This window comes from Arenimonas sp. (assembly GCF_041919775.1).
GTDB lineage: Bacteria > Pseudomonadota > Gammaproteobacteria > Xanthomonadales > Xanthomonadaceae > Arenimonas.
Genome location: NZ_JAYRTE010000010.1, coordinates 1 through 14,180 on the forward strand (window position 1 = coordinate 1; position 14,180 = coordinate 14,180).

General features: G+C 69.6%; 11 protein-coding genes. 9 read left to right on the forward strand and 2 right to left on the reverse strand.

Translation table 11 applies throughout. The annotated features are described in order from the left end of the window. Nucleotides 1–87: 87 nt before the first annotated feature. Nucleotides 88–1,581, reverse strand: a complete 1,494-nt coding sequence (locus tag ACE3TE_RS07450) for a helicase HerA-like domain-containing protein (RefSeq protein ID WP_374603652.1) — start codon at nt 1,579–1,581, stop codon at nt 88–90. Nucleotides 1,582–1,695: 114 nt separating this feature from the next. Between ACE3TE_RS07450 and ACE3TE_RS07455 the strand changes: the two genes are divergently transcribed. Both ACE3TE_RS07455 and ACE3TE_RS07460 read left to right on the forward strand, forming a co-directional pair. Next, nucleotides 1,696–3,129: a transglycosylase SLT domain-containing protein gene (locus ACE3TE_RS07455; protein ID WP_374603654.1), complete on the forward strand. Its 1,434-nt coding sequence runs from the start codon at nt 1,696–1,698 to the stop codon at nt 3,127–3,129. A gap of 69 nt (nt 3,130–3,198) precedes the next feature. Continuing rightward, nucleotides 3,199–4,665, forward strand: coding sequence for an amidohydrolase family protein (locus tag ACE3TE_RS07460; protein WP_374603656.1), 1,467 nt, complete (start codon nt 3,199–3,201; stop codon nt 4,663–4,665). Nucleotides 4,666–5,137: 472 nt separating this feature from the next. Here ACE3TE_RS07460 and ACE3TE_RS07465 read toward each other — a convergent pair whose 3' ends face one another. Then, nucleotides 5,138–7,174, reverse strand: a complete 2,037-nt coding sequence (locus tag ACE3TE_RS07465) for a 3-hydroxyacyl-CoA dehydrogenase NAD-binding domain-containing protein (RefSeq protein ID WP_374603658.1) — start codon at nt 7,172–7,174, stop codon at nt 5,138–5,140. Between the two features lie 150 nt (nt 7,175–7,324). On the opposite strand from ACE3TE_RS07465, the gene rpoE reads away from it, so the two are divergent. The 7 genes from rpoE (at nt 7,325) to lepB (ending at nt 14,173) form a co-directional block, all read left to right on the forward strand. After that, on the forward strand, nt 7,325–7,918 hold the full coding sequence (gene rpoE / locus ACE3TE_RS07470; protein ID WP_374603660.1) for an RNA polymerase sigma factor RpoE: 594 nt from the start codon (nt 7,325–7,327) through the stop codon (nt 7,916–7,918). Then, the gene (locus tag ACE3TE_RS07475) at nt 7,915–8,571 is read left to right on the forward strand and encodes an RseA family anti-sigma factor (RefSeq protein ID WP_374603662.1); all 657 of its coding nucleotides are present in this window, start codon (nt 7,915–7,917) and stop codon (nt 8,569–8,571) included. The genes rpoE and ACE3TE_RS07475 overlap by 4 nt, the downstream gene beginning before the upstream one ends. Continuing rightward, nucleotides 8,568–9,500 carry a MucB/RseB C-terminal domain-containing protein gene (locus ACE3TE_RS07480; protein WP_374603664.1) on the forward strand — a complete coding sequence of 311 codons (933 nt, stop codon included), beginning with the start codon at nt 8,568–8,570 and terminating at the stop codon, nt 9,498–9,500. Before ACE3TE_RS07475 ends, ACE3TE_RS07480 begins: the two co-directional genes overlap by 4 nt. Next, nucleotides 9,493–9,945 carry a SoxR reducing system RseC family protein gene (locus tag ACE3TE_RS07485; protein ID WP_374603666.1) on the forward strand — a complete coding sequence of 151 codons (453 nt, stop codon included), beginning with the start codon at nt 9,493–9,495 and terminating at the stop codon, nt 9,943–9,945. Before ACE3TE_RS07480 ends, ACE3TE_RS07485 begins: the two co-directional genes overlap by 8 nt. After that, the gene (locus tag ACE3TE_RS07490; protein WP_374603668.1) at nt 9,942–11,432 is read left to right on the forward strand and encodes a Do family serine endopeptidase; all 1,491 of its coding nucleotides are present in this window, start codon (nt 9,942–9,944) and stop codon (nt 11,430–11,432) included. Before ACE3TE_RS07485 ends, ACE3TE_RS07490 begins: the two co-directional genes overlap by 4 nt. Nucleotides 11,433–11,531: 99 nt before the next feature. Then, on the forward strand, nt 11,532–13,325 hold the full coding sequence (lepA, locus tag ACE3TE_RS07495; RefSeq protein WP_374603670.1) for a translation elongation factor 4: 1,794 nt from the start codon (nt 11,532–11,534) through the stop codon (nt 13,323–13,325). Nucleotides 13,326–13,360: 35 nt separating this feature from the next. Continuing rightward, the gene (lepB, locus tag ACE3TE_RS07500) at nt 13,361–14,173 is read left to right on the forward strand and encodes a signal peptidase I (protein WP_374603792.1); all 813 of its coding nucleotides are present in this window, start codon (nt 13,361–13,363) and stop codon (nt 14,171–14,173) included. Nucleotides 14,174–14,180: the final 7 nt, after the last annotated feature.

Consider the following 14,180-nt stretch of genomic DNA (forward strand, 5'->3'; position numbering starts at 1 on the left):
GGTGGCGGCGGAGGTGGCGGCGGAGGGCGCTGACGGGAAAGGGGACGGGTGCAATTTCCTCTGGAAATTGCACCCGTCCCCAGCCGGCTAGCGCTTGCCGCCCAGCAGTCCGCCCAGCAGCCCGCGCAGGATCTGCCGGCCGATGCCGTTGGCCACCGTACGCGTGGCCGACTTGGCGGCGGCTTCGACCGCACCCTGGCGGCGCTTGGTGCCCCAGAGGAATTCCTCGAACCTGGATTTCTGCTCGGGCTCGGCTTTCGGCGCCGGGCCGCCTTGCTTCGCCGACGGCGTTGCGGTGGCGGCCGCCTGTTCGGCGCGCGCAGCCAGCATCTCGAAGGCCGACTCGCGATTCACCGCCGTGTCGTACCTTCCGCCCACCGGACTGCGTGAACGCACCAGCGCGCGCTCTTCGTCGGTGATCGCACCCATGCGGCAGCGCGGCGGGCAGATCAGAGCCCGTTCCACCGGCATCGGCACGGCCTTGGCCATCAGCATCGACACCAGCGCCTCGCCGACGCCGAGTTCGCCGATGGCCTTGGCGACGTCCACCTTCGGGTTCTGCACGAAGGTCTCGGCGGCCGCGCGCACGGCCTTCTGGTCGCGCGGGGTGAAGGCGCGCAGGGCGTGCTGGACCCGGTTGCCCAATTGGCCCAGCACTTCGTCGGGAATGTCGTCGGGATTCTGCGAGCAGAAATAGACGCCGACGCCCTTCGAACGGATCAGGCGCACCACCTGCTCGACGCGCTGGCGCAGCGCCGGCGGGCAGTCGTCGAACAGCAGGTGCGCTTCGTCAAAGAAGAACACCAGCTTCGGCACGTCCAGGTCGCCGACCTCGGGCAGCGTTTCAAACAGCTCGCTCAGCAGCCACAGCAGGAAGCTCGAATACAGGCGCGGGCGCAGGATCAGCTGGTCGGCCGCGATCAGGTTGATGACGCCGCGGCCGGACATGTCCTGGCGCATCAGGTCGGCCAGCTGCACGGCCGGTTCGCCGAAGAACTGCTTGCCACCGTCCTGCTCCAGGCGCAGCAGGGCGCGCTGGATGGCGCCGACCGACTGCGGGCTGACCAGGCCGTACTGTTTGGAGATCTCCGCGCGGTTCTCGGTGACGTGGTTGAGCAGGGCGCGCAGGTCGTCGAGGTCGAGCAGCAGCAGGCCATGGTCGTCGGCCAGCTTGAAGGCGATGTCCATCACCCCCGACTGGGTGTCGTTGAGTTCGAGCATGCGCGACATCAGCGGCGGCCCGACTTCCGACACGGTCGTGCGCAGCGGGTGTCCGAGCTTGCCGTACAGGTCCCAGAACACCACCGGGCTGGCTTCGTTCGTATAACCCTCGATGCCGATCTGCTGCACCCGCTGCGCGATCTTCTCGTTCATGGTGCCGGGCATCGCCAGGCCGGCGATGTCGCCCTTCACGTCGGCCATCACCACCGGCACGCCCAGGCGTGAGAAGCCTTCGGCCATCACCATCAGCGTGACCGACTTGCCGGTGCCGGTGGCGCCGGCGACCAGGCCGTGGCGGTTGCCGTACTTGCCAAGCAGGTGGACGGGCTGGTCGCCCTTGCCGATCAGGAAGTCGCTCATCCGGGTGGAGCTCCGCTGGGGGTTGGGTCGATTCTAGCCGCAGCCCGCGCCTTGCCGGCACGGCGCCCGGCCCGATAGGCTGCGCGCCTGATCCGCCTTGCCCGTGAGTCCCCGATGCCCCGTTCCCTGTTGCTGGCGGCTCTGCTGCTGTCGCTTTTCGCCGCCACCGACGCCGGGGCCAAGCGCACGCCCAAGCGGGTCGAAGTCCTGTACCAGGGGCTGGAGCAAGCCAGCGAGGCCTACCGTGCCGGCCTGGACCAGCTTCGCGCGGGCGAGACCGGGGCCGGCCGCGAGGCCATGCGCGAGGCCGCCGCGGCGCTGATGGACGGCGCCCGTCGCTGCGAGGACACGCGCGGCTGCGACGTCGAACGTTTCATCGGCGCCTATGACGCCCTGCTTCAACACGGCGCGACCCAGCTCGCCGGCGACGGCGAAGGGTTCGCCGCGCCGCGCGAGGCCGGTGCCAGCCAGGGCGAGGGCGGCGTGCTTGCGACCATGCCGGCTTCCGGCCGCGCGGTGGCGATGCTCAACGGCCGCGAGCTGCGCGAGGTGATCGAGCTCAACGAGCCGGTGCGTGCGGCCATGGCCGAGTGGCTGACGTGGATGCGCCCGCAGCTGATCACCAGCTGGGAGAACTACCAGCAGATGCGTTTCCTGATGTGGCCCGAATACGAACAGGCCGGCCTGCCCGAAGCGCTGCTGTTCGGCATCCTGGCCAAGGAATCCAACGGCCGCGTGCACGCGGTCTCGCGCGCGGGCGCCGCCGGGCCGATGCAGTTCATGCCGGCCACGGGCGCACGCTTCGGCCTGGGTTGGCGCGACGGCTTCGACACCCGCTACGACCCGCAGCTGGCCGCGCGCGCCAGCGTGCTGTATTTCAACGAACGTTTCGCCGAACTCGGCGACGACCTGGCCTTCGCGGTGGCCGCCTACAACGGCGGCGAGGGCAGGGCGCTGCGGCTCAAGCGCGAGGCCGGCGACAGGTCCTTCTGGGACCCGCAGGTCTACGGCCAGCTGCCGCCGGAAACCCGCGACTACGTGCCCTACGTGCTGGCCGCGGCCTGGCTGTTCCTGCACCCGGAGGAGTACGGCCTGCAGTTCCCGGCCGTGGACGGCGCCGCGACGGTGATGAAGCTGCAGGCCCCGGCCTCGATCTACCAGCTGTCGATCTGCCTGGGCGGCCCGCGCGATGGCTATTTCCGCGCCCTGCGCAACCTCAACCCGCGCTACGAACCGCACGCGGCGATCGCCGCCGGCACCGAGCTGCGCGTGCCCGTCGCCGTGCCGCCCGAGTACCAGGCCCATTGTGTCGCCGGGCCGCGCGCGCAGCTGGCGGCGAACCTGATGGCGGCCAGCAAGCCCACCGTCGTCGCGACCGCCACCCGCAAGCCGGAGCGCACCTACCGGGTGAAGTCGGGCGACACCCTCAGCGGCATCGCGCGCCGGCACGACTGCGAGGGCCCGGTCGCCCTGGCGAAGGCCAATGGGCTGCGGGCGCCCTACGTCATCCGCTCCGGCCAGCGCCTGAAGCTGGTCGGCTGCGGCTGAGGGCGCGGCCGGTTCACACGCGCGGCAACCGACGGCGCTAGGATCGGCTCAAAGACGCGGGGGACCCCCATGAGCCAGCGCCAGGATCCTGACGGCAGGCGCCTGCCGGTCAAGCTCGACAGCACCAGCAACGGCGAGTTCTCGCCGGTGCCGCTGGCGCCCGAACACCACCACGCCAATGCGCTGGCCCACGATCTGGCGGAACTGAATGCGCGCCGGCTCGGGGTGTCCCGGCGCAGCTTCCTGGTGTCTGCCTGCGGCGCCGCCAGCAGCCTGCTGGCGATGAACGCCGCCTACGCATCAGCCGGCAAACGCGGCGGTTTTTTCCAGGTCCCGGCCGAGGCGGCGCTGGAACCGGCCGCGGCCGAAGCAGCGGTTGCCGGCAACGAGTTCATCTTCGATGTGCAGGGTCATTTCGTGAATCCGACCGGTGCCTGGACCCGGGCGATTCCGGAGGGCGCCCGGCCGCTGTCGGGCTTCGGCACCGAGGGCTGCGCGGCGGCTTCGTTGGGCGGCCGGCTGGACCACCTGCAGTGCTTCGGCCCGGATGCCTTCCTGCGCGACATCTTCCTGGACTCCGACACCTCGCTGATGGTGCTCAGCTTCGTGCCGTCGACGCGCGAGGGCGAGCCGCTGACGATCGAAGAGGCGGCGGCGACGGCGGCGATCGTCGAGAAGATGGAGGGTACGCACCGGCTGTTCCTGCATGGGCGCGTGAACCCGAACCAGGCCGGCGACCTCGAGGACATGGACCGGTTGGCGGCGTCCTTCCCGATCAGCGCCTGGAAGACCTACACGCAGTGGGGCCCCAACGGCGAGCGCGGGTTCTGGATGGACGACGATGCCGGCCTGGCGATGATCGAGAAAGCGCGCAGGCTCGACATCCGCAACATCGCGATCCACAAGGGCCTGCCCTTCGGGCTGCGCAGCTACGAATACAGCACCTGTGCGGACGTCGGACGGGTGGCGAAGCGTTTTCCGGACGTCAATTTCCTGATCTACCACTCGGGTTTCGTCACCGACAAGGCGGAAGGTCCCTATGACCCGAAACGTGCCGACGGCATCGACGCGCTGGTGACGTCGGTTCGCGAGGCAGGGCTGGGCGAGGGCAGCAACGTGTATGCCGAGCTCGGCTCGACCTGGCGTTTCCTGATGCGCGATCCGGATTCGGCGGCGCATGCGCTGGGCAAGCTGCTGCTGCACCTGGGCGAGGACAACATCCTGTGGGGCACGGATTCGATCTGGTACGGCAGCCCGCAGGACCAGATCCAGGCGTTCCGGACCTTCCAGATCAGCGCGGAGCTGCGCGACAGGTACGGCTATCCGGAAATCACCCCGGCGATCCGGGCGAAGATCTTCGGCCTGAACGCACTGAAGATCTATCCGGTGGCCCGCGAGGTGCTGGACCGGCACCTGCGCGGCGACGCAGTGGCCCGGGCCCGCGAGAACTACCGCAACGACCCTGACCCGAGCTTCCTCACCCACGGCCCCCGCACCCGCCGCGAGTTCCTCAACTTCAAAGCCTGGGGCGGCTGAATCCCTGCCGCCTTTTCCCCTGATTTTGTCGGAGGGACTTCGGTCCCTGAGCTCCTGCCTTGCCCGCGTTCTGTAGGAGCGCCTTCAGGCGCGAATCTTTTGCCCTTGCCTTTCGGCAAGCAGTTCGGTCCGTGCTGAATTCGTCGGAGGCGCCGCCGCGCACGCTACGTCCTCGCCGCCCGGCCGGTCGCAAGCGTCATCCATGACCAGCTCACGGCCGGCCACTACGGACATCCTGTCCTCCGTTTCGTCGAGGACATAGCGTGCACGACGACGCTCCCACTTCTTCACGGGCCGCAGGTTGCAAGCCCGACGCTTTGCGTCGAAGAGCTTTGGCTTCGTCAATCGTCGGGGCGACTGCACGCTGCCTCCACCCGCGAAAGGGTCGCGAATCGCTCTGCTTGCCGAAGGGCAAGGGCAAAAGATTCGCGCCTGAAGGCGCTCCTGCAAAACGCAGGAGCGCCGGGGGAGGTCAGGACTGCAGGTCGTCCCAGCCGGGGCGGGGGGTGAAGCGGTCGCCGTGCCTGGCGGCCAGTTCCTGCAGGCGGGCCTTGAGCTTGGCCGCGCCGACCGCGCGGATGTGCTGGATCGGACCGCCGCGGAAGGGCGCGAAGCCGGTGCCGAAGATCACGCCCGCGTCCAGCAGGTCCGCGTCGGCGACCACCCCGTCGTGCAGGCAGCTCACCGCTTCGTTGAGCAGCGGCAGGATCAGGCGGTCCTCCAGGTCATCGGGCGCCGTGTAGTCGGCCGGCACCGGCGGTTTCACCGGCTTGCCGTCCTCCCACTTGTACAGGCCCTGGCCGTCCTTCTTGCCACGCTTGCCTTCTTCGACCTTGAACGCATCCGGAAGCGCCTGCCCGTGGAAGTCGGCCATGATCTTGCCAACCGAGGCGGCGACGTCGAGGCCGACGGTGTCCACCAGCTCGATCGGACCCATCGGCATGCCGAACTTCAGCGCCGCCTTGTCGATCACCGGGCCCGGGATTCCTTCCGAGAACGCGATGATCGCTTCCTGCATGTAGGGCGCCAGGATGCGGTTGACCAGGAAACCCGGCGTGCCCGCCACCGGCACCGGCAGCTTGTCGATCGCACGGCAGAAGGCCGCCAGGCGACGCTCGGTTTCTTCGGCCATGGCATCGTGCTGCACGATCTCGACCAGCGGCATCAGCGCCACCGGGTTGAAGTAGTGCAGGCCGGCGAAACGCGACGGGTCCTTGCGGCCCTCGCGCAGCTGCTCGAGCGGAATCGACGAGGTATTGCTGACCAGCAGCGCGCCCGGCTTCAGCGTCTCCTCGACCTTCGCGAACAGCGCTTGCTTGGCTTCCAGGTTTTCGAAGATCGCCTCGATCACCAGGTCGGCCTGGGCCACGCCCGCACCTTCCACGTCGGCCTTGAGGCGTTCGCTGGTGGCCTTGCGCCTGGCCTCGTCCTTGACCTTGCGCTCGAAGAGTTTGGCCGCGCGATCGAGCGCCGGCTGCACGTACTTCATCTCGCGGTCCTGCAGCGTCACCTCGAAGCCGCGCAGCGCGCACCAGGCAGCGATGTCGCCGCCCATCACGCCGGCGCCGATGACGTGCACCTTCTGGATGCCATGGTCTTTCCCGCCCAGGCTCTTGAGCCGGTCCATCAGGAAGAACACCCGCACCAGGTTATGCGCGGTCGGCGTGCCGGCCAGCTTCACCACCGACTTCGCCTCGGCCTTGAGCGCCGCGTGCACGCCCAGGCCGCCGCTGCGGCGCCAGGTGTCGATCAGTGCGTAGGGCGCCGGGTAGTGTTCCTTGCGCGCCTTGCGGGCGACCTGCTTGCGCATCTGCGGCGCCAGCAGCGCACGGGCCGGTCCGGTGTTCGTGGCCCAGGCCAGGAAACGCTGCTTGAACGGACGTTTGGTGCCGCGCTGGGCCAGCTTCACCGCCTCTTCGAGCAGCAGCGCCGGTTCGACCACCTTGTCCACCAGGCCCATGGCCCTGGCCGCCGACGCCGACAGGCTGCGGCCGGTCAGCATCAGGTCCATCGCCGCTGGCGCGCCGACCAGGCGCGGGGCGCGCACGCTGCCGCCCCAGCCGGGGTAGATGCCGAGCTTGATCTCAGGCAGGCCGATGCGGGTCTTTTCGTCGCGGCTGGCGATCCGGTAGCGGCAGGCCAGGGCGATCTCGGTACCGCCGCCCATGCAGTGGCCGTGGATCGCGGCGACGGTCGGGCAGCGCAGTTCGGCGAGTTTCTGGAACACCAGCTGGCCGTGACGGATCCAGGCTTCGGTCTGGCCCTTCGCGGCGATGTCCCCGAACCCTTTGATGTCGGCGCCGGGAATGAAGCCGGCGGCCTTGCCGGAAATGATCACCACGCCCTTGGGCGGCTCGAGCGCGATGCGCTCGACCATGGCCTCGAGTTCGTCGAGCACGGCGCGGCTGAGGGCATTGACGTTCTGGTCGGCGCGATTGAGCGTCAGCACCAGGATGCCGTCGGGGCGATTGTCGGCCTGCCAATGGGCGAGGCGAAGTCCGTCGAACATGGCGGGCTCCATACGTGGGAGTAGGGAAGGAAGCCCGTATCATCCCGGTGGGACCCCGGGGGGTCAACGCCGGTCGCGGGCCGGACGGAACTTTCCCGGGTTACGGATGTCCATGGAGCGGCCCGGATGGCCGCAGGAGCAGCGGCCCGGATGGGCGACAACGAACAGGACCTGGCCCTCGTCAAGCGTGTTCAGGCAGGCGACAACGCGGCGTTCGACCTTCTGGTGCGCAAGTACCAGCACCGGATCGGCGCCGTCATCTATCGCTTCGTGCCCGACCACGCCGAGGTCCAGGACATTGCCCAGGAGGCCTTCATCCGCGCCTATCGCGCGATGGCGGGCTTCCGTGGCGACGCCCAGTTCTATACCTGGCTCTACCGGATCGCCGTGAACACCGCCAAGAACCACCTCGCCGCCACCCGCCGCCGCCCGCCCACCGCCGACATCGCCGCGGAGGACGCCGAGCACCATGCCGGTGCCGGACGCCTGCACGACCACGACACCCCCGAGCACCAGCTGCTGCGCGAGGAAATCGAGCAGACGGTGACCGAGACCGTCGCCGGCCTGCCCGAGGAACTGCGCCAGGCCATCACCCTGCGCGAGGTGGACGGCCTGAGCTACGAAGAAATCGCCCAGCTGATGCAGTGCCCGATCGGCACCGTGCGTTCCCGGATTTTCCGCGCCCGCGAGGCCATCGATGCCCGCTTGCGCCCCCTGATGGATACAGAGCGAGTCCGCCCATGACCCCGCCCGACCAGAAACTGCTTGAAGACCTGTGCGCCTGGATCGACGGCGAACTGCCGCCGGACCAGGCCCGCTTCCTGGAGCGTCGCATCGCCAATGAACCGGCACTGCAGGCGCAGGTGGAGCGCTGGCAGCTCGCGTCGGCCAGCCTGCGCGGGCAGCCCCTGCGCCTGATGCCGGCGGGCATGGCGGAGCGCGTGGCCGCGGCGATTCGCGAAGAGCCGACCCGGCGCCCGGGCCATCGCTGGCCCTGGGCCGCGGGCATTGCGGCGGCGGTGCTGGGCCTGGCCCTGCTGCCGGGCCTGGTGGGGCAGGGCGGCTCGCCGGGCCTGCCGCCGGCGCCCGAGCTGGCGCGCAGCCAGGCGCCGCTGCCTCCCCTGGCCCTGGACGTACCGGTGGCCCGGGTTTCGCCGGTGCCGCGCCAGGACATCCGCGAACTGGCGGCCGGCATTGCCGACGAACCGTCTGCCCGCCCCTGGCCGCGATCGCCGCTGGAGCAGGGCGATCGCGCCGTGGCGTCCTACCTGGTCCGGCATAACGCCCTGATGGCCTCCGATGGCTTGGGCGGATTGCTGCCTTCCGTGGACGTCGTCGCCCACGGCCAGTCCGAGGCCGGGGCCGGCCGCGGGGACGGCGAACAAGACCGCCGGTGAAACGGGCCCTGCTGACCGCCACCCTGCTGCTGCTGGCGCCCGTCGCGCTGGCCTCGGCGGATGCCGCCGGCTGGCTGGCCCGGGTCGGGCCCGCGCTTCGCGGGCTCGACTACCAGGGCACGCTGGTGGTGGTGGCGGGCGGGCAGGTCGACACGCTGCGGGTTTTCCACCGGGTCGACGCGGGTCGCGAGCGCGAGCGCGTGGTCGCGCTGAGTGGTCCGCCGCGCGAAGTGATCCGCGACGGCAGCCGCGTCATGTGGATCGGCACCGGCAATGCCCCGGTCGCCTACGACATGGGGCAGGCGGGGCGCTGGAGCGAGGCGCTCGCCGTGTCCGAGGCCGCGGGGCTCGCCGGGTACCGCGCGCGACTGGGCAACGACGGCCGGGTCGCCGGCCATGCCGTGCAGCGCATCGACGTACTGGCCACCGATCGCTGGCGCTACGGCTACCGTCTGTGGCTCGAGAAGCGCAGCGGACTGCCGCTGCGCATGGACCTGCTCGACGGGGAGGGCCAGTCGATCGAACAGGTGGCCTTCACCGACATCCGCCTGGGCCGGCGGCCGGCCGATGCGGACCTGGTGCCTTCCGCCCCGGCTTCCGTGGAACCGGTTTCGAGCCTGCCGCCGGGCCGCAGCGTCCCCGCCCGCTGGAAGGTGCCGGTGCCACCGCCGGGCTTCCGGCTGCGCGCCGTGCGGCCCCTGCCCGACGAGGGGGCGCACCTGCTTTACAGCGACGGACTGGCCAGCGTGTCGGTCTACGTCGAACGCGTGGACCGCGGCCTGCGCGGGGAATCGCGCCGGCAGCGCGGCGCCGTCAACGTGCACTCGTTCTGGCTCGACGGCTGGCAGGTGCTGGCCATCGGCAAGGTGCCGGCGGCGACGGTGGACCGGTTCGCGCGCACCCTGAGGTCGGTGCCGGCGGATGGCTGAACGCGAGGCCGAGGTGGTCGGTGCCAGCGACCGGCGACTGTCGCTGCGCCTGCTCGGCAGTGCCTGCCACGGCTGCGCCGGCGGCTGCGGCGGGCGCTGCAGCCTGTTCGCCGGCGACGGTGGCGGGGATTTCGAACTCGAGGTCGACGACGTCGCCGGTTTTCCGCCCGGACGGCGCCTTCGCCTGCGACTGGACGACCAGGCCCTGCGCCAGGCCGCCTGGCGTGGCTACGGGCGCGTGCTCGCCGGCCTGCTCGCCGGTGCCGCGCTGGGCCAGGGGCTTGGGCTGGCCTGGGGACGCCACGCGGACCTGCTGACCCTGCTCGGCCTGCTGTCGGGAACTTTGCTGGTGGCGCGCTTTTCCAAGCCCCGCCTGCCCCGGCCCGAGATCCTCGCGGCCAGGGCCGAAAACCACTTTGATCCGGAAGGGAGAAACCGCCAATGAAAAACCCGATTCCGCGCGCCCTGGTCCTTGCGGCGGCGCTTGCGGCCGTGTCGCCTGGCCTGCTGGCGCAAACGCGTGATTCGGCGACCGCTGGCGAAACGACGCTGGAGGCGCCGGTCGTGAACCTGCCCGACTTCACCCGCCTGGTGGAGGCGGTCGGTCCGGCGGTGGTCAACATCGAGGCCACCAGCGGCGGCCGCGGTGGCGAGGACGACGAGCTGGCGCGCGAAGGTGCCGGGCCGACGCCCGAGCAGATGCCCGAGTTCTTCCGTCGCTTCTTCGGCCAGCCCGGCATGCCGGGCATGCCCGACCGTTCGCCGCGCGGCGGGATCTCGCAAGGCAGCGGCTTCATCATTTCCAGCGACGGCTACGTGCTGACCAACCACCATGTCGTCGACGGCGCCGACCGCATCATCGTGCGCCTGAGCGACCGCAACGAGCTCGTGGCTGAACTGGTCGGCTCCGATCCGCTGTCCGACGTCGCGCTGCTCAAGGTCGAAGGGCGTGGCCTGCCGGTGCTCAGGACCGGTGATTCGCGCAACCTCAAGGCCGGCCAGTGGGTGCTGGCGATCGGTTCGCCCTTCGGTTTCGAACATTCGGTCACCGCGGGCATCGTCAGCGGCGTCGGCCGGCGTTCGCTCGATCCGAGCCAGCAGTACGTGCCATTCATCCAGACCGACGTGGCGATCAACCGCGGCAATTCCGGCGGTCCGCTGCTCAACACCCGCGGCGAAGTCGTCGGCATCAACTCGCAGATCTTTTCCAACTCCGGCGGCTACATGGGCGTGAGCTTCGCGATCCCGATCGAGGTGGCGATGAACGCGGTGCGCCAGCTGCGCGAGACCGGCAAGGTGACCCGCGGCCAGCTCGGCGTGCGTATCCAGGACGTGGACCGCGAAAGGCTCAAGGAGCTGGGGCTGGACCGTCCCACCGGTGCCTTCGTCGATTCGGTCGAGAACGGCAGTGCCGCCGACAAGGCCGGCATCCGACCCGGTGACGTGATCACGCGCTTCAATGGCCGCGAAGTGCCGCGTTCGGCGTCGCTGCCGCCGATGGTCGGCGCGCTGCCGCCGGGCAGCCGCGCGACGGTGACGGTGGTGAGGGACGGCAAGGCGCGTGACCTGGTGGTCACCCTGTCGGCCCTGGACCTGGCGGCAGCCGGTGCGGCCGACCCGGCGGATCGTCCGGCGGCGCCGGACGCGGCGGCCAATCCGCTGGGCCTGGAGGTCGAGGCCCTGGACGCCGCGGCCCGCTCGGCGATGGGTCTCGGCGCGGGCGAGGGCGTGCTGCTGTCGCGCGTGACCGGCCTGGCCGCCCGCCAGGCCGGCCTGGCGCCTGGCGACGTGATCCTGCGGCTGGGCCAGCAGGACGTCGGCTCCGTGGCCGAGTTCGAAGCGGCGGCCAAGGGCCTCAAGACCGGCGACGAGGTCCGGCTGCTGGTCCGCAACGCCCGCAGCACCGGGTTCGTCAGCTTCGTGCTGCGCTGACGCCTTTGTCCCCCCGGCCGGCCCCCCGCGGGCCCGGCCGGGGGCGCTGTGCGATAATGGCCCGTTTATGGCCACGTACCGGTAACCCGACCGCCCCGCATGCAGCACATCCGCAATTTTTCCATCATCGCCCACGTGGACCACGGCAAGTCCACGCTCGCCGACCGCATCATCCAGCTGTGCGGCGGCCTGCAGGCGCGCGAGATGGAGGCCCAGGTGCTCGACTCGAATCCGATCGAGCGCGAGCGTGGCATCACCATCAAGGCGCAGTCCGTGTCGCTGCCCTATACCGCGAAGGACGGCGTCACCTACCAGCTCAACTTCATCGACACGCCGGGCCACGTGGACTTCAGCTATGAAGTCAGCCGCTCGCTGGCGGCCTGCGAGGGCGCACTGCTGGTGGTGGACGCGGCCCAGGGCGTCGAGGCGCAGTCGGTGGCCAACTGCTACACCGCGGTCGAACAGGGCCTGGAAGTGGTGCCGGTGCTCAACAAGATCGACCTGCCCACGGCCGACATCGACCGGGCCAAGGCCGAGATCGAGGCCGTGATCGGCATCGACGCCTCGGACGCGGTGGCGATCAGCGCCAAGACCGGCCTGAACGTGCAGGACGTGCTGGAGGCAATCGTCAAGCGCATCCCGCCGCCGAAGCCGCGCGACACCGACAAGCTGCAGGCGCTGATCATCGACTCGTGGTTCGACAACTACCTGGGCGTGGTTTCGCTGGTGCGCGTCATGCAGGGCGAGATCAAGCCCGGCGACAAGCTGCTGGTGATGTCCACCGGCCGCACCCACCAGGTCGACCAGGTCGGCGTGTTCACGCCCAAGCGCAAGCTGCTCGACAAGCTCGGCGCCGGCGAAGTGGGCTGGATCAATGCCTCGATCAAGGACGTGCACGGCGCGCCGGTCGGCGACACGGTCACGCTGGCCGGGGATCCGGCGCCGAAGCCGCTGCCGGGCTTCCAGGAAATGCAGCCGCGCGTTTTCGCCGGCCTGTTCCCAGTGGACGCCGACGACTACCCGTCGCTGCGCGAAGCGCTGGAAAAGCTGCGCCTCAACGACGCCGCGCTGCGCTTCGAGCCCGAGAGTTCGGAAGCCATGGGCTTCGGCTTCCGCTGCGGCTTCCTGGGCATGCTGCACATGGAAATCGTGCAGGAGCGCCTGGAGCGCGAGTACGACCTGAACCTGATCAGCACCGCGCCGACGGTCATCTACGAGGTGCTGGCCACCGACGGCAGCATCCTGCCGCTGGACAACCCGTCCAAGCTGCCGCCGGTCAACAAGATCGACGAGATCCGCGAGCCGATCATCCGCGCCAACATCCTCACGCCCGAGGAATACATCGGCAACATCATCAAGCTCTGCGAAGAGAAGCGCGGTCGCCAGATCGGCATCACCTACCTCGGTTCCCAGGTGCAGATCAGCTACGAGCTGCCGATGGCCGAGGTGGTGCTGGACTTCTTCGACCGGCTCAAGTCGGTGTCTCGCGGCTACGCCTCGCTGGACTACCACTTCGAGCGCTTCGAGGCGGGTCCGTTCGTGCGCCTGGACACGCTGATCAACGGCGACAAGGTCGATGCGCTGTCGCTGATCGTGCACCGCAGCCACGCCGACCGGCGCGGCCGCGAGCTGTGCGAAAAGATGCGCGAGCTCATTCCCCGGCAGATGTTCGACGTCGCCATCCAGGCCGCCATCGGCTCGCAGATCATCTCGCGCTCGACCGTCAAGGCCATGCGCAAGAACGTGCTGGCCAAGTGTTACGGCGGTGACGCCACCCGCAAGAAGAAGCTCCTTGAGAAGCAGAAGGAAGGCAAGAAGCGCATGAAGCAGGTGGGTCGGGTGGAAATCCCGCAGGAAGCGTTCCTGGCCGTGCTCCAGATGGACAACAAGTAGGCGGCCCCCGCCGCGAGGACTCCCGACGCGTGAAAATCGACCTTGCCCTGATCCTGACCTCCCTGGCCGCGCTGACCGGCCTGGTGTGGCTCATCGACCGCCTCGTCTTCGCCCCGAAGCGCCGCCTGATGCAGGGCGAAGGCGAGGAAGTGCACGAGCCGGTGCTGGTGGACTACGCCCGCCAGCTGTTCCCGATCATCTTCATCGTGCTGGTGCTGCGCAGCTTCCTGGCCGAACCCTTCCGCATCCCGTCCAGCTCGATGATGCCGACGCTGCTGGTCGGCGACTTCATCCTGGTCAACAAGTTCGCCTATGGCATCCGGTTGCCGGTGATCAACACCAAGATCGTCGAGGTCGGCTCCCCTGAGCGCGGCGACGTGGTGGTGTTCCGCTATCCGGGCATGGGGCCGGACGACCCGACGGCCGGCGCGGACTACATCAAGCGCATCGTTGGCCTGCCGGGCGACCAGATCACGTTCCGCGACCAGGTCCTGTACGTCAACGGCGAACCCGTGCCCAAGCAGGCCGCCGGGGTGTACGTCGGCTCGGGCCAGGGCCGGGCGATGACCGGCGCGACCCGGTTCGAGGTCGACCTCGACGGCCGAGTGCATGCCACCCTGGAAACCAGCCCGTTCTCCAGCCCCCGCGCCGAAGGCGTCTGGGAGGTGCCGGCCGGCCACTATTTCGCCATGGGCGACAACCGGGACCGCAGCGAGGACAGCCGCTACTGGGGCTTCGTCCCGGAGAAGAACCTCGTCGGCAGGGCGTTCGCGATCTGGCTCAACTGCGAGGGCTGGTTCTGCACCGGGGCGTTTGACTACACCCGGATTGGCGATACCATCCGCTGAATGGGGC